Source organism: Marinospirillum insulare DSM 21763 (assembly GCF_000686905.1).
GTDB lineage: Bacteria > Pseudomonadota > Gammaproteobacteria > Pseudomonadales > Halomonadaceae > Marinospirillum > Marinospirillum insulare.
The window spans coordinates 17,172-32,370 of sequence record NZ_JMLW01000024.1; the positions used below are offsets into that span (position 1 = coordinate 17,172).

The 15,199-nt window shown below is 42.7% G+C and carries 16 protein-coding genes; 7 read left to right on the forward strand and 9 right to left on the reverse strand.

Annotated elements, in window-relative coordinates; translation table 11 throughout:
- Positions 1 to 101 precede the first annotated feature (101 nt).
- The 5 genes from BP27_RS17135 to BP27_RS0110325 are packed head-to-tail and all read right to left on the reverse strand — an operon-like array spanning position 102 to position 2,712.
- Entirely contained in the window at positions 102 to 260 is a 159-nt protein-coding gene (locus BP27_RS17135; RefSeq protein WP_150112051.1) for a YaeQ family protein, read from the reverse strand.
- Between the two features lie 34 nt (positions 261 to 294).
- Positions 295 to 783 carry a GNAT family N-acetyltransferase gene (locus tag BP27_RS0110310; RefSeq protein WP_027851484.1) on the reverse strand — a complete coding sequence of 163 codons (489 nt, stop codon included), beginning with the start codon at positions 781 to 783 and terminating at the stop codon, positions 295 to 297.
- Positions 784 to 1,455 carry a glutathione S-transferase gene (locus tag BP27_RS0110315; RefSeq protein WP_027851485.1) on the reverse strand — a complete coding sequence of 224 codons (672 nt, stop codon included), beginning with the start codon at positions 1,453 to 1,455 and terminating at the stop codon, positions 784 to 786.
- A 7-nt stretch (positions 1,456 to 1,462) separates the two neighbouring features.
- On the reverse strand, positions 1,463 to 1,801 hold the full coding sequence (locus tag BP27_RS0110320; RefSeq protein ID WP_027851486.1) for an MliC family protein: 339 nt from the start codon (positions 1,799 to 1,801) through the stop codon (positions 1,463 to 1,465).
- Between the two features lie 32 nt (positions 1,802 to 1,833).
- Entirely contained in the window at positions 1,834 to 2,712 is an 879-nt protein-coding gene (locus BP27_RS0110325; protein ID WP_027851487.1) for a mechanosensitive ion channel domain-containing protein, read from the reverse strand.
- Between the two features lie 148 nt (positions 2,713 to 2,860).
- Between BP27_RS0110325 and BP27_RS0110330 the strand changes: the two genes are divergently transcribed.
- From BP27_RS0110330 to BP27_RS0110340, 3 genes are read left to right on the forward strand one after another with little or no spacing between them, the layout of a single operon-like run.
- Positions 2,861 to 4,372: an aldehyde dehydrogenase gene (locus BP27_RS0110330; protein ID WP_027851488.1), complete on the forward strand. Its 1,512-nt coding sequence runs from the start codon at positions 2,861 to 2,863 to the stop codon at positions 4,370 to 4,372.
- Positions 4,373 to 4,397: 25 nt separating this feature from the next.
- On the forward strand, positions 4,398 to 5,393 hold the full coding sequence (locus tag BP27_RS0110335; protein ID WP_027851489.1) for a response regulator: 996 nt from the start codon (positions 4,398 to 4,400) through the stop codon (positions 5,391 to 5,393).
- Positions 5,386 to 6,378, forward strand: a complete 993-nt coding sequence (locus tag BP27_RS0110340; RefSeq protein ID WP_036240053.1) for a sensor domain-containing diguanylate cyclase — start codon at positions 5,386 to 5,388, stop codon at positions 6,376 to 6,378. Before BP27_RS0110335 ends, BP27_RS0110340 begins: the two co-directional genes overlap by 8 nt.
- A gap of 15 nt (positions 6,379 to 6,393) precedes the next feature.
- Here the strand turns inward: BP27_RS0110340 and dbpA are convergent, their stop codons facing one another.
- The 3 genes from dbpA to BP27_RS0110355 form a co-directional block, all read right to left on the reverse strand.
- Positions 6,394 to 7,788, reverse strand: coding sequence for an ATP-dependent RNA helicase DbpA (gene dbpA, locus BP27_RS0110345; protein ID WP_245597838.1), 1,395 nt, complete (start codon positions 7,786 to 7,788; stop codon positions 6,394 to 6,396).
- Positions 7,789 to 7,895: 107 nt separating this feature from the next.
- Positions 7,896 to 8,822: an electron transfer flavoprotein subunit alpha/FixB family protein gene (locus tag BP27_RS0110350; protein WP_027851492.1), complete on the reverse strand. Its 927-nt coding sequence runs from the start codon at positions 8,820 to 8,822 to the stop codon at positions 7,896 to 7,898.
- Complete coding sequence (locus BP27_RS0110355; RefSeq protein WP_027851493.1) at positions 8,822 to 9,571, reverse strand: electron transfer flavoprotein subunit beta/FixA family protein; 750 nt, start codon at positions 9,569 to 9,571, stop codon at positions 8,822 to 8,824. The genes BP27_RS0110350 and BP27_RS0110355 overlap by 1 nt, the downstream gene beginning before the upstream one ends.
- A gap of 360 nt (positions 9,572 to 9,931) precedes the next feature.
- On the opposite strand from BP27_RS0110355, the gene BP27_RS0110360 reads away from it, so the two are divergent.
- Entirely contained in the window at positions 9,932 to 11,584 is a 1,653-nt protein-coding gene (locus BP27_RS0110360; RefSeq protein WP_027851494.1) for an electron transfer flavoprotein-ubiquinone oxidoreductase, read from the forward strand.
- Between the two features lie 78 nt (positions 11,585 to 11,662).
- Here BP27_RS0110360 and ppnP read toward each other — a convergent pair whose 3' ends face one another.
- Positions 11,663 to 11,947, reverse strand: coding sequence for a pyrimidine/purine nucleoside phosphorylase (gene ppnP / locus BP27_RS0110365; protein ID WP_027851495.1), 285 nt, complete (start codon positions 11,945 to 11,947; stop codon positions 11,663 to 11,665).
- Between the two features lie 327 nt (positions 11,948 to 12,274).
- Here ppnP and BP27_RS0110370 point away from each other — a divergent pair, with 327 nt between their 5' ends.
- The 3 genes from BP27_RS0110370 to BP27_RS0110380 all read left to right on the forward strand — a co-directional run bounded on the left by BP27_RS0110370 (position 12,275) and on the right by BP27_RS0110380 (position 15,192).
- Positions 12,275 to 13,270 (forward strand): DUF1852 domain-containing protein, encoded by a 996-nt coding sequence (locus BP27_RS0110370; RefSeq protein ID WP_027851496.1) that lies wholly within the window; start codon positions 12,275 to 12,277, stop codon positions 13,268 to 13,270.
- 56 nt (positions 13,271 to 13,326) lie between these two features.
- Positions 13,327 to 14,355 (forward strand): methionine synthase, encoded by a 1,029-nt coding sequence (locus BP27_RS0110375; RefSeq protein ID WP_027851497.1) that lies wholly within the window; start codon positions 13,327 to 13,329, stop codon positions 14,353 to 14,355.
- A gap of 72 nt (positions 14,356 to 14,427) precedes the next feature.
- Positions 14,428 to 15,192, forward strand: a complete 765-nt coding sequence (locus BP27_RS0110380) for a TrmH family RNA methyltransferase (RefSeq protein WP_027851498.1) — start codon at positions 14,428 to 14,430, stop codon at positions 15,190 to 15,192.
- Positions 15,193 to 15,199: the final 7 nt, after the last annotated feature.

The window sequence follows — 15,199 nt, forward strand, 5'->3', positions numbered from 1 at the left end:
CTTAAATACCAAGTAATAGGAAGACACCTACCTCTAAATGAATAGATACCCCTCAAGCAGTGCTTTCATTTGTTTTCCAGTTAATTATTCATTTTAAAAAATTAAACTAGCTCAGTAACCACTAGCTCACACTCTTGCTCACCTGCCGCCACATAAACCGTATCACCACTGATACTCAGCGACCAATTCATGGTACGTTCAACAAAACTAGCTTCTGAGATAGCAAGGTTTAGTTTATAAATAGTTGGCTTGGCGGCCATAGAAAATCACTCAAGTAGAGGGTTAGAAAACTGATTAATCACTTAATTTCTTTTGCCAAAAAACGGCACTGCCTGTGCTTGGATCTAACGCATAACCAGCGAAGCCAAACTTTTGATAAGCTGATTTAGCTACCAAGTTATCACTTAGCACTTCTAGGGTAATTTTGCAGCAGCCCCTAGCTAAAGCCAGCTCTTCAACCTTTCTGAGTAGTTTTAAACTAATTCCTAAACCTCGATACTCTTTAAGAACACAAAGGTCGTGAATATTAATCAGGGGCTTGCAGGCAAAGGTTGAAAAGGCTTCAAAGCAATTAGCTAAGCCTACAGGTTGATCATCTAGATAAGCTAGTATGCTCAAGGCATGGGGAAGCTTGGCTAAACTAGGCACTAGCTGATCATAGACATCTTTGTCTAAAGCCTCTCCTCCGCCCATAGGGTCCATAGCATAAGCATTTAGCAAAAAAGGGATGACTTGTTGGTGTTGTGGGTTAAGGTAGTCGGCTTCTACTAGCTTTAGGTTCATTTATTTCAATGGCCTTGGAAATATTAAGGGTGTATCACCTTCCTGCCAGGGTTGAATTTTAACCATAGCAAGCTGAAATAACGGATGCTCTAACCAGTCTTTTAGCCAGGTTTGTAGCTTAGGGTAAGGCAAGCTGTAAAACACCTCCCTGTCAACATGAGCAAACTGGCGTACAAAAGGCATAATGCCTAAGTCAGCAATACTAGGACTAGCGCCTAGCAAGTAGCTTTGCTTAGCTAACAAATTTTCTAGCTGCTGTAAGAATAGCTCGCCTTTTTTTCGGTAATCTAGCTGGGTTAGCTCTGGATAACGGTCAGCATATTTATAACGGTCTAGCCAAGGCTTAAATTCTTGATCATTTATCTCAATCAGTTGATTAGCAGTGGCTAAGTCAACTTTTAGTAAACCTTGTGGGTCACTTTGCTCTAGCGCCCATTCCAGTATTTCTTTGCTTTCTTCAATAACGTCTAATTCAGCAGCTGCTTTTTTGGTTTTTTGGTTTAACACTAAAACAGGCACTGTACCCTTAGGGCTAATCGCTAGCAGGTGTTCTGGCTTATTTTTTAAGACAACTTCTCGCAGCTCAACTTTAAGCTCAGCAAATAAAATACCTAACCGGGCACGCATAGCATAAGGGCAGCGGCGAAAAGAGTAGAGGCAGGGTAAAGACACGACTCAATCACTCAGTTATACAGGTTTCTAGAAGGTCACCTGTCTGGTTGTTTTGATGTAAGAAAAGAGTTCCAGCTACACCTTTCCCCTGCCCTTTAGTCCACCAAACCAAGTCATTATTTACGTAACGTGAACCACTAGCAGCTACACTAATACTCATTTGATGCTGCTTGCCCTTGTATTCAATAATAGCTAGCTCGGTAGAAGGGTAGCTTGCCTCTATCACTTCCCCACTTTCACATTGATAGCTATAAACTTTTGCGGGCATTTCACTGGTTAAAGAGCTGCTTCCACAGGCTACTAAAAATATGCTTTGAATAAGCAACAAAGGTAAAAAAACTCTCATACAAGCCTCTATTTAAGTAGTAAAAATTTGCATTAAGATTGTAACGCATCTTGGGCTAGTTTTTCTGCAGGCAAATAATCTTTCTCAGCAAAGACTTCCGTTAAAATCGACTGCTCTATAAAGCTTTTTTGGGAGGTCTTAGCAGGTACACGCACAATCAAATGTACTTCTTCTGCATCAGGAAACTGTAAACTAACCCTAGGATCAACTGTCGGCACTTCTAAACCACGCTGAGTCGCTACCTTTTGCATGTGGCGGCGTATGCTTTCCAAATTATAAGCACAATGTTTGGTTGCTGCTGCTAATAGAGCTTGCTGGGCGGCTCGCCAATTGTCTTCACGCATAAAAGGCACTGTAAAAGCATGGAGAACATAGTCATGGGTAAAGCTTTCATTAACCACCGGTTCTGAAACAAAGAGCGAGTTGGGTAATACTATCATCCGCCCAGTACGCTGATGAGTGAGTTTGCCTGGCCCCACCTCTAAAATAGTAGTAGCAAGCAGGTTTTGATCTATTACATCCCCTCTAAAGTCCTTTACTTGAATACGGTCGCCTATATCAAAAGAGCGTGCACCTGTTTTTAGCAGGCTTCCTGTAATACACATGATTAACTCTTTAGTAGCTACCACAAAAGCCACAGCTATAGCCACTATAGAAAGCGCTAGGGTACGCAACTCTTCACCCCAGATCATAAACACGCCTAGCAGAGTTAATAACAATAAACCGTTGCGTGACTGCACCAGCCACTTACGACGCAACTCGTTCGACTTTACACTACGACGAATAAGGCGATTACCTAATGCACGCAATACCAGCATAGAGGTAACTAAAACGAGGGTACTGAATAATAGACGTACAATTTCATGAGAAACTGAAAAGTCATTAACCCAAACTTGCACGGATTCCAACATGAAGGTTTTACTTCCTTTAAGAGTTCTAAAAAATCATGTAACAAAAGTAGTTTTTTTAAAGTAGCATTAACGCTAGGCTATTTATTACTAGAGTTTATGCCACTCACTACTCAGCAGAAAGCATTAAAAACAGTTCAATGAGGCCAAAATGAATAAAAAGAAACATCCAACCCGTGAAGACTGGGAAAAACTTGCCGCCAACCTTACTTTTCCTCACCAAGCTTATATTAATGGCGAATACCTAAATGCTGCCAGTGGTGAAACTTTTGATTGCATTAGCCCTGTCGATGGTAAAACCTTAACCCAAGTAGCTAGCTGCGATGTAGCAGATGCAGATAAAGCGGTTAAGGCGGCTAGGGCTGCTTTTGAGTCGGGCGTATGGCGTGACTTACCGCCTGCCAAGCGTAAACAAATTCTGCAAAAATTCGCTGACTTAATCACCCAAAACCGTGATGAATTAGCTTTACTAGAAACCCTAGATATGGGTAAACCTATACGTTTTTCTAGTAGTGTAGATATCAGCGGCGCAGCTCGCACAATCAGCTGGACAGCCGAAGCGATAGACAAGGTGTACGGTGAACTAGCTCCTACTTCAGTTGATAAAATTGGCATGATTACCCGAGAAGCTGTTGGGGTGGTAGTCAATATTGTGCCTTGGAATTTTCCGTTACTCATGGCCAGCTGGAAATTCGCGCCAGCCTTAGCCATGGGTAATTCAGTTATTTTAAAACCCTCAGAAAAATCACCTTTAACTGCCTTGCGTGTAGCAGGCTTAGCCAAAGAAGCGGGTATTCCTGATGGTGTTTTTAACGTACTGCCAGGCCTAGGCTCTAAAGTAGGTAAAGCCTTAGCCTTACATATGGATGTCGATACCCTCGCCTTTACTGGCTCTACCGCTGTGGCTAAGCAACTCATGGTATATGCGGGTGAATCCAACATGAAGCGGGTTTGGTTAGAAGCTGGTGGTAAAAGCCCTAACATTGTTTTTGCCGATGCACCCAATTTAGAAAAAGCCGCCCAAGCCGCTGCCCAAGGTATTGCCTTTAATATGGGACAGGTTTGCACCGCAGGTACACGCTTATTAGTGGAAGCCAGCATTAAAGATGAGTTTGTGGCTTTAGTAAAACAAGCCTTAGTTAAGTGGCAGCCAGGCCATCCTTTAGACCCAAAAACATTAAATGGCGCGATTGTTGATAAGCAACAGTTAAGCAAAGTTTTGGGCTATATTGAAAAAGGTCAACAAGAAGGTGCTAACTTAGCTTTTGGTGGTCAACAAGCTTTTCAAGAAACAGGTGGCTGTTATGTTCAACCAACCATTTTTACTGAAGCTGAAAACACTATGCAAATTGCTGCTGAAGAAATTTTTGGCCCAGTATTAAGCGTGCTAACCTTTGATTCTATGCAAGATGCTGTTACTCAAGCCAATGACACGATTTACGGTTTAGCCGCTGCGGTTTGGACAGCTGACCTAAACAAAGCCCATAAAACGGCTAAAGCCTTAAGGGCTGGTAGTGTATGGATTAATAACTATGATGGCGGTGATATGACCGCACCCTTTGGTGGTTATAAGCAATCAGGCAACGGGCGAGATAAATCTTTACATGCCTTTGATAAATACACTGAAATAAAAGCCACTTGGTTAAGCCTAGAAGCTGATTAATTAAAAATAATAAGGTATTGCAGCTATGACTTTACCGGTAGTAATTTGTGATGACTCGGCGCTAGCTCGTAAACAGCTAGCTAAGTCATTACCCGGTGGTTGGGATATAAGCCTTACTTTTGCCACTAATGGACAAGAGGCAATAGAAGCCATTAAACAAGGCAAGGGTGATCTATTATTTTTAGACCTAAATATGCCAATCATGGATGGTTATGAAACCTTAGAAACTATCCGCCGTGAAGATTTATCTAGTTTGGTGTTGGTGGTATCAGGTGATATTCAACCCGAAGCCAAAAAGCGAGTTATGGCTTTGGGTGCTTTAGACTTTATTAACAAACCCATTAACCCAGAGTTAGTCACTCAAATATTATTGAATTACGGCATTATTAGTAATAGCCAACCACAAAGTACTGCTGAGTTAGCCCGTTTTGATGACCAACAGCCTGATTTAACCGACCTAGTGCAAGAAGTGGTTAATGTGGCTATGGGGCAAGCAGGCAAACAGCTAGGCGACCTATTAGGCACCTTTGTTCACCTACCCATACCCAAAGTGCATTTGCAGCCTTATCAACTCTTACCTAGCTTAATTAGCACTCGTCAAGCACTTACCTACTCGGGTGTTTCGCAAGGTTTTATTGGCTCAGGTATTGCAGGCGAAGCCATCGTTATTGTCAGCACAGACAACCTACCTGTTCTAGCTAAACTAATACCTACGGGGCAACAAGATTTACAAGCAGGTGAGCTAGAAATTTTAACCGACCTAGCTGGTTTGCTCGCTGGTGCTTGCCTAAAAGGTATTTCACAACAATTAGACGTACAGTTTAGTCTTGGTCACCCTACGTTATTAGGACAACATACTGAGCTACACAAGCTATTAGGCGATAATCAGCAACAACAGGTTTTAGCAATAGATTTAGACTACCAATTACCTGATAAAAACATTCAATGTGATTTACTACTGGTTTTTACTGAAGACTCTTTACCCGCTTTAACAGAACGCATGGGATGCTTAAATGAATAAGCCAGAACAACAACCACCCGAAATTGCTGACTTTTACTGGATGCTGCAAATGCTGCAAACAGTAGACGTTGGCCTCGTTATTTTAGAGCGTGATTACCGCATTAAACTCTGGAATGGGTTTATGGAAAACCACAGTGGAATTACTAATAAACATTTAATTGATAAAGAAATCTTCAGTGTTTTTCCTAACCTACCCAGAACCTGGATAGAACGTAAGGTTGAATCGGTTTTTAAACTTGGCAGCCCTGCTTATTCCACTTGGGAGCAACGCCCACACTTGTTTCCTTTTAAAAGCTACCGCCCCTTAACTGGGCATTCAGAACGCATGTATCAAAATATCACTTTCATGCCCTTGCTCGACCCTAGCCGCAAAGTAAGTCAGGTGTGCTTACTGGTTTATGATGTGACAGAAAGTGTTACTAATAAATTGCAGCTTGAAGATGCCAATATTCAGCTAGAAAAACTTAGCCGCACCGACCGCTTAACAGGCTTAAATAACCGTGGTTTTTGGGAAGAGTGTTTGCAGCAAGAATTTAGGCGCAGCAAACGAGCCAGTGAACTAGGCAAGGTAGAATCTAGCTTAATTATTTTTGATATTGACCACTTCAAGCCTGTGAATGACACCCACGGCCACCTAGCAGGTGATCAAGTCATAAAAGCTGTTGCTCAATGCTTAAAAGAAACCGCCAGAGATACAGACTTTGCTGGTCGTTATGGTGGTGAAGAGTTTGTATTACTGCTACCTGATACAGGTGTTGAAGGTGCTTTTGAAGTGGCTGAACGGTTAAGAACAAAAATTCAGTCTTTAGTCGTTCAGCATGAAGATTTAGAATTGAGCGTTACCGTAAGTCTTGGTATATGTGATTTTACCACTGACCTAGACAGTTTTAACTTATGGTTAGAAAGAGCTGACCAAGCGCTTTATCACTCCAAACACCAAGGCCGAAACCAGTCGAGTGTTTGGAGTAAAGAGCTAGAAAGCTAAACTAAGCAGGCTAGGTTAAAGTAAACGGGCACGAAAACTACGCCCTTTAAGCTTACCTTCACTAATTAACTGTAAAGCTTGTTTAGCAATTTTACGCTCTACTGCTACAAAAGTGCGTCTAGCTGTGACGTTAATCTTGCCTATTTGCGCTCCTGCCAGCTGCTGTTTAGCGGTTAATGCACCTAGAATATCCGTTGGACGTAGCTTGTCTTTTTTACCACCATCAATCAATAGGGTTTGCATTAATGCTGGCTTAGGCTGCTTTTGTAAGGCCTTTTCATCAGGCAAGGCTTCTGTTTCTAGGCTTTGCTGTAAATAGTCTGCCAAAGCGGCTAAACGGAACTCCTCGGCAGCGCTGTAAAGTGTACAAGCAATGCCCTGCTCCCCTGCTCTACCTGTACGACCTACACGGTGCACATGCACCTCTGGGTCAAGCGATAGCTGGTAGTTAAACACCATATCTAAAGCAGCAATATCTAAACCACGTGCAGCAACATCAGTCGCTACTAAAATGCTAATACTTTTATTGGCAAACTGAACCAAGGTTTGATCACGGTCTTTTTGTTCCATATCGCCATGCAAGGCTTGGGCACTAAAACCTAATTGGCTTAAACCATCGGCTAGGTCTTGAGTTTCTTTGCGGGTGGTACAAAAAATAACGCTTGATTCAGGTGCATAGTGCAGTAACAGCAAACGTAAAGCAGTAAAGCGCTCAGCTTCACTATTTAACTTGTAAAAATGCTGCTTAATACTGTTAGCAGTATGATTGGCCTCTACTGTTATTTGCTCTGGGTCTGTTAATAAGCGCCCAGCTAAACTGGTAATTTTTTCTGGAAAGGTTGCACTAAATAACAAGGTTTGGCGCTGTTGGGGTAATTGTTCAACAATGGCATCTAACACTTCTTGAAAGCCCATATCGAGCATACGGTCGGCTTCATCAAGTACCAGCATCTTGACGTTTTCTAGGTTTAAATTACCTTTATTTAAGTGATCATCAATACGTCCTGGCGTACCCACAATAATGTGTGCGCCATGTTCTAAGGAATGCGCTTGCGGGCCAAAGGGTTGTCCACCACAGAGGGTTAACACTTTAACATTGTGCATAGCACGCGCTAAACGACGAATTTCTACAGCCACTTGATCGGCTAATTCACGCGTTGGACAAAGCACTAGGGTTTGAATTCTAAAGCGTTCAACCTCTAACTTTTGCAACAAACCTAAACCAAAAGCCGCCGTTTTACCCGAGCCAGTTTTAGCTTGGGCTATAACATCTTGCCCAGCCAATATTTTGGGTAAAGCAGCCGACTGAATTTCGGTCATTTCGTTATAACCCAGGGTTGCTAGGTTAGCTAAAAGTTCAGTTTGTAAGCTTAGGGAAGCAAAAGCGGAAGTGGTCAAAGAGCTGGTCAAGTGAGTACCTAAAAAAATTAGAAAAATAAATTAGAAAAAAGAAAGACCAGCCGGTTAGGGCTGGTCTTTTAGTTTACAGCAATTACTCAGTAGCTAAAGTAATAAACTTACAGCTTACCTTCAAGTTCTGGTACAGCGTCAAACAAATCAGCAACCAGACCATAGTCAGCGACTTGGAAGATAGGTGCTTCTTCGTCTTTATTGATAGCAACAATGACTTTAGAGTCTTTCATACCCGCTAAGTGCTGAATAGCACCCGAGATACCAGCAGCAATGTAAAGCTGTGGTGCTACTATCTTACCGGTTTGACCAACCTGCAAGTCATTAGCGACATAGCCAGCATCAACGGCTGCACGGGTTGCACCCACAGCACCACCGAGTTTGTCAGCTAGCTTGTAGATAATGTCGAATTTATCTGCACTACCTACACCACGACCACCTGATACAACCACTTTAGCAGCGGTGAGCTCTGGACGGTCTGAAGCAGCTAGCTCTTCACCTACAAAGCTAGATAGGCCTGCATCGGTCACTTCTGAAATAGCTTCAACGCTGGCAGAGCCTGTATCGGCAACCGCATCAAAGGAAGTACCACGCACCGTGATCACCTTAATGGCATCTTCACTTTGCACAGTAGCTATGGCGTTACCTGCATAGATAGGACGCTTGAAAGTGTCAGCGCTTTCTACTGAAATAATTTCAGAGATTTGTTCTACATCTAACAAAGCAGCAATGCGTGGCATAAAGTTTTTACCATTGCCAGTTGCGCCCGTTAAAATGTGGGTGTAGTTCTTGCCCAGCGTTGCAACCAGTGCAGCGGTATTTTCTGCTAACTGGTTAGCATAAGCAGCATTGTCTGCAACGAGTACTTTACTGACGCCATCTAGCTTAGCACCAGCTTCTGCAGCAGCTTGACAATCTGCACCAGCCACCAAGAGGTGAATGTCACCACCAATGGCTTTAGCGGCAGCTACTACGTTTGCAGTTACGGGAATTAGATCAGAATTATGATGATCAGCAATTACTAAAATGCTCATTAGACCACCTTCGCTTCGTTTTTCAGTTTATCAACCAGCTCATCTACGCTGCCCACTTTAATACCCGCAGAACGCTCTGCAGGCGGCTCTACTTTTAGAGTTTTCACTTTAGAAGCAGTCTCTACACCATAATCAGCTGGCGTTTTGGTATCCATTGGCTTTTTCTTAGCTTTCATAATGTCTGGAAGCTTAGCGTAGCGTGGCTCATTCAAACGTAGATCTGCACTAATAACCGCTGGCAAGTTAATTTGAATGGTTTGCATACCACCGTCTATTTCACGGGCAACCGTAGCTTTGCCATCTTCAACCGTTAGCTCAGCAGCAAAAGCACCCTGAGAGAAGCCAGCTAATGCAGCAAGCATTTGCGTGGTTTGGTTGTTATCCGTATCTATGGACTGTTTACCCATTAGAATAACTTGTGGTTGTTCTTCTTCTGCAATTTTGGCTAAAATTTTTGCAACAGCTAAAGAGCCTAGCTGCTCGTCTGTTTCTACCAAAATACCGCGATCAGCACCTAATGCCATAGCAGTACGCAGTTGTTCTTGAGCATTTTTTGGCCCAATAGAAACTGCAATGACCTCTGTCGCTATGCCCTTTTCTTTTAAGCGAACTGCTTCTTCTACAGCAATTTCACAAAAAGGGTTCATAGACATTTTAACATTGGTCAGATCGACATCTGACTGGTCCGCTTTAACACGAACTTTGACGTTGTAATCAACGACACGTTTGACAGCGACAAGAACCTTCATAGATTCTCCGTTTTCTAGTGGTTGAACAGAACAGACAACCCAGCATTGGGCTATCACCTAAAAATTTTGACTTACTATACTGACCTAGCTAGTTACATAACAAGTAAATAATGACTGCAATGATGCTTTCAGTCAAACTTCACCTTAAACTGACGAGTCACATATTTATGACTATACTGTGCGCTTTAAAGGTTACCCTGCTAGCACTTAACTTTACCGCCTACACTTTACACTTAAATTACTTAAGATAGGTGTTAGTTAAAGTCTTTATTTTAGCCAGCTATTGACCAAAAGCAAACGACCGTTTTAAATACACTCTATCCGAGTGTAAAAAAGATAACAAGCCTGAGGAGACAAGCTATGGAACGCGATTCTATGGATTTTGATGTACTAATAGTAGGTGCGGGTGTTGCTGGCCTTTCAGCAGCCATTCGTCTAAAGCAACAAGCCAACGAAGCGGGCCAAGAGCTAGAGGTATGTGTTGTTGAAAAAGGTTCTGAGGTAGGTGCACACATTTTATCGGGCGCAGTTATTGAGCCACGTGCACTAAATGAGCTCATTCCAGACTGGAAAGAAAAAGGTGCGCCGCTTAAAACACAAGTAACCGAAGATCAGGTTTTTCTCTTCCGTAGCGAAACCAAAGCATCTAAGCTGCCTAATTTTGCAGTGCCTAAAACCATGCACAACGATGGTAACTACATTATAAGCTTGGGTAACTTAACCCGTTGGTTAGGTGAACAGGCAGAAGAATTAGATGTTAACGTCTTCCCTGGTTTCCCTGCTGCCAGCATTATTTATGGTGAACAAGGCGAAGTTCAAGGCGTTATTACTGGTGATATGGGTATAGGTGCCGACGGTCAGCAAAAAGACAGCTTCACCCCGGGCATGGAGCTAAGAGCTAAATACACGCTTTTTGCAGAAGGTGTACATGGCCATTTAGGTAAACAGTTAATTGCTAACTATAAGCTGTCTGAAGGCAAAGATGCGCAGCATTACGGCATAGGCATCAAAGAGTTATGGGAAATTGACCCAGCTAAACATCAGCCCGGCCTAGTAGTACACGGTTCAGGCTGGCCACTACCTAAAGATACAGGCGGTGGTTTTTTCTTGTACCACGACCAAGACAACCAAGTAGAAGTGGGTCTAATTGTCGACCTATCTTATTCCAACCCCTACTTGTCACCCTTTGATGAATTTCAACGTATGAAGCACCACCCTGTTCTAAAACAATACTTAGAAGGTGGTAAGCGTATTTCTTACGGTGCTCGCGCAATTACCAAAGGGGGCTATAACTGCCTGCCTAAAATGACCTTCCCAGGTGGCCTACTCATTGGTTGTGATGCTGGTACGCTAAACTTTGCCAAAATTAAAGGCGTTCATACCGCCATGAAATCTGGCATGGTTGCAGCTGAAAGTGTATTTGAAGCAATAAAAGCAGGCGATGAAGGTGGCAAAGAACTAACCAGCTATACCGAAAAATGGGAAGCTAGCTGGGCAAATGCTGAACTGAAAAGCTGCCGCAACTTTGGCCCTGCCATGCATAAGTACGGTACTTTCTTGGGTGGTGCGTTTAACTATATCGACCAAAATATTTTTGGTGGAAAAATGCCCATCACACTTCACGATACTACGCCTGACTACGCCATGATGAAGCCAGCTAGCGAGTGTGAAAAAATTGATTATCCTAAGCCAGACGGTGTACTTAGCTTCGACAAGCTCTCCTCTGTGTACTTATCAAGTGCAGTACATGAGGAAGACCAGCCAGTGCATTTACGACTAGCAGACCCAGACTTACCTATCCGGGATAACCTGCCTAAGTATGATGAACCTGCACAGCGCTACTGTCCTGCTGGCGTATATGAAGTGGTTGAAGATGAACCGGGCAAGCCCAAGTTCCAAATCAACTTTTCTAACTGTGTTCACTGTAAAACTTGCGATATTAAAGACCCAGCCCAAAACATTACTTGGGTTACACCTGAAGGTGGCGGCGGTCCTAACTATCCTAATATGTAACTTGGCTTGTTAGCCCTGTTTTTAACAGGCAAAAGAAAAGGAGGCCTCGGCCTCCTTTTTGTTATTTCTAATTAGAGATTAATCCATATAACGGCAAAGGTAAGCACTCTGCTCTTCTACCTTTACTTGAAAACTACTCTTGGCAGGCACGTTAAAGCTTTGGCCTTTATGAAAAGTGCGCAAGGCAGGGTCACCAGGTAACAATACTTGTAAACTACCCGACACTACAGACATCTCCTCATCTTGAGTGGTCGAAAATTCATATTCACCCACCTCCATAACACCCATAGTTAAAGAGCCTTCACTGTTAGTTAAAGCAATCGACTTCACTTGACCATTAAAATACTCATTCACTTTTAGCATGCTAGTAGCTCCGCAGATGTTGTATAGCAATGTCTATTCCTTTCAGCACTATACTCAACTGGACTGGCAAAGCAACTCAAGAACCCTAGGCATCAGCTCTTAACAAGCAAGCTTTGCCTGAAAACCTTGGCTTAAAATGGCCTCAAATAAACAGCCAAGCCAGCATCATGAGAAAACCTCACGCAAAAGCTGAAATAAGATCAATTTTATTCATGTCGATAACAGCGTATAAATGTATCCATTCTCTGCCCTAGGCAAGTGAGACCTACTAAAGACCTTGAGAGTAACTTTTTAATACATAAACCCTTGATTGGATACCAGAAGATTATGAGTAACGATTTTATTTTTACTATTAAAAGCCTAGATTTTAATGAAGACTATCGCCCTTCAGACAACACAAGAGCAACCACTAATTTTGCAAACCTAGCTAGGGGTGAAAGCCGCGAACAAAACTTACGCAATACTTTAAATATGATCAACAAGCGTTTTAACGCTCTAGCCCATTGGGATAACCCTAAAGGTGACCGTTATTCGGTTGAGTTAGAAATTATTTCGGTAGATATGCAGGTTGCCACACAAGGCTCACAGGCTGAGAAGGCAGCTAGCTTTCCTGCAATTGAAGTTCTTAAAACCAACATTGTTGATCACGCCACTAATAAGCGTATAGAAGGTCTGGTTGGTAATAACTTTTCTTCTTATGTACGCGACTATGATTTTAGCGTTTTACTATTAGACCATAATAAAGATCAGCCTCAATTTAGCGTGCCTGATGACTTTGGCGACTTGCATGGTAAACTGTTTAAATACTTTGTAAATTCAAAAACTTACCAACAAAATTTTAGTAAGCCGCCAGTTATTTGCCTTAGTGTTTCAGACAACAAAACTTATCATCAAATTGAGAATCAGCACCCAGTGCTAGGTATTGAGTACCAGCCTAACGAAACCTCTTTAACTGAAGCTTATTTCAAAAAAATGGGGTTAGATGTTCGTTACTTTATGCCCCCTAATAGCACGGCACCCTTAGCTTTTTACTTTTTTGGCGATTTGCTGAACGACTACACTAACCTTGAATTGGTTAGCACCATTAGCACCATGGAGTCTTTCCAAAAAATTTACCGTCCAGAAATATACAACGCTAACGCTACGGCAGGAAAAATTTACCAGCCCAGCTTAAAAAACCTAGACTTCTCTTCAACCCATATAGTTTATGATCGTGAAGAACGTAGTCAGCTAGCCATACAACAAGGGAAATTTACCCAAGAGCATTTTATTAAGCCTTACCAAAACCTGCTTGAGCAATGGTCGGCTAGCTACGCAGCTTAAACTAACCCACTGTAATTTTAACTTTTTAATTAACCCTATTTAACTTGGAATTTATTATGAGCCTACTACTCCCCACTTCTACCGCTGGCAGCCTACCTAAACCTTCTTGGTTGGCTGAACCAGAAACCATTTGGTCGCCTTGGCGGTTAGAAGGAGAACAGCTAATTGAAGGCAAGCAAGATGCTTTGCGTGTGTGGCTGCAAGAACAACAACAGGCAGGCATTGATATTGTTAGCGATGGCGAGCAAACCCGTCAACACTTTGTAACCACCTTTATAGAACACCTAGATGGCGTGGACTTTGAAAAGCGTGAAACAGTAAAAATTCGTGATCGTTACGAAGCCAGTGTTCCAACCGTGGTTGGTGCAGTGAGTCGCCCTAAAGCAGTTTTTGTTGAAGACGCTAAGTTTTTACGCCAAAACACTAAACAACCCATTAAGTGGGCTTTACCTGGCCCTATGACCATGGTTGACACCCTTTACGATGCACATTACAAAAGCCGTGAACAGCTCGCGTGGGAATTTGCCGGCATCTTAAACCAAGAAGCTAGAGAGCTAGAAGCAGCGGGTGTCGATATCATTCAGTTCGATGAACCTTCATTCAACGTATTTTTTGATGAAGTCAACGACTGGGGTATCGCTGCGTTAGAAAGAGCTGTAGAAGGGCTTAAATGTGAAACCGCCGTGCATATTTGTTACGGCTATGGCATTAAAGCTAATACCGATTGGAAAAAAACCCTAGGCTCGGAATGGCGCCAATACGAAGAAGTTTTTCCTAAGCTACAAAAATCTAGCCTAGATATTATTTCGCTAGAATGCCAAAACTCTCACGTTCCTATGGACTTAATTGAATTGATCCGTGGTAAAAAAGTGATGGTTGGCGCAATAGATGTTGCTACCAACAAGGTTGAAACGCCTGAAGAAGTAGCCGCTACACTACGCAAAGCACTTGAATTTGTTGATGCAGAGAAACTCTACCCTGCAACTAACTGTGGTATGGCACCCCTAGCGCGTGATATTGCTCGTGGTAAGCTGAACGCTTTAAGTGCTGGTGCTGCCCTGGTTCGTAAAGAGTTAACCACCTAAAACCTAGTTAGCTTAGCGTCATTTTTTGTTTTGCTATACTACTTTGCTACTTGCTTTCATTTAAGGTTGCTCATGCTTAGTAAAAATCAAGCCAAAAGCTTGCGTGCTTTACACCGTAAAAAAACACGTCGTGAACAAGGGTTGTTTTTGGTGGAAGGTGAAAAGGTAGTCGCTGAGTTATTGGCTTCTAACTGGTGTGTTTGCAACCTTTATGCAACAGCTGAGTTTATTGCAACTTATCAAAGCTTAATTAGGTTGTCTGAGCTTGTGTTAGTTGAGTGTTCTGTAGAGGAGCTGACATCTGTCAGCACCTTGGTGACTAACACGGCTGCTTTGGCAGTAGTAAAAATGCCTGAAAAATCTACCCCTCCTCCCATCGATCAAAACAGTTGGTTACTAGCTTTAGATGGTGTTAATGACCCAGGTAATTTAGGTAGCTTATTACGCATTGCAGATTGGTACGGTATTCAGCAGGTGGTTTGCTCAACAACAACAGCTGAAGTGTATAACCCTAAGGTTATTGCTGCCTCTAAAGGTTCTTTTTTGCGTGTGGCCGTTAGCTACCAGCCCCTAGATAGTTTTTTTAGCCAGCTTCCTGCCGCTACACCCGTGTTAGGTGCTTATTTAGAGGGTGAGTCTATCCACCACTTAGAAAACTGCCCTAGCAGCGGCGTTATCTTATTGGGTAGTGAGGCTCAGGGTATAAGTCAGGCTTTAGCTGCAAAGGTGACACGTAAAATTACTATTCCAGCCTTTGGTGAGGCTGAGTCTTTAAATGTAGGTGTGGCAGCAGCAATTATTTGCGACAATTTAAAGCGCCTTAGCTCCACCCACTAAAGCTAAT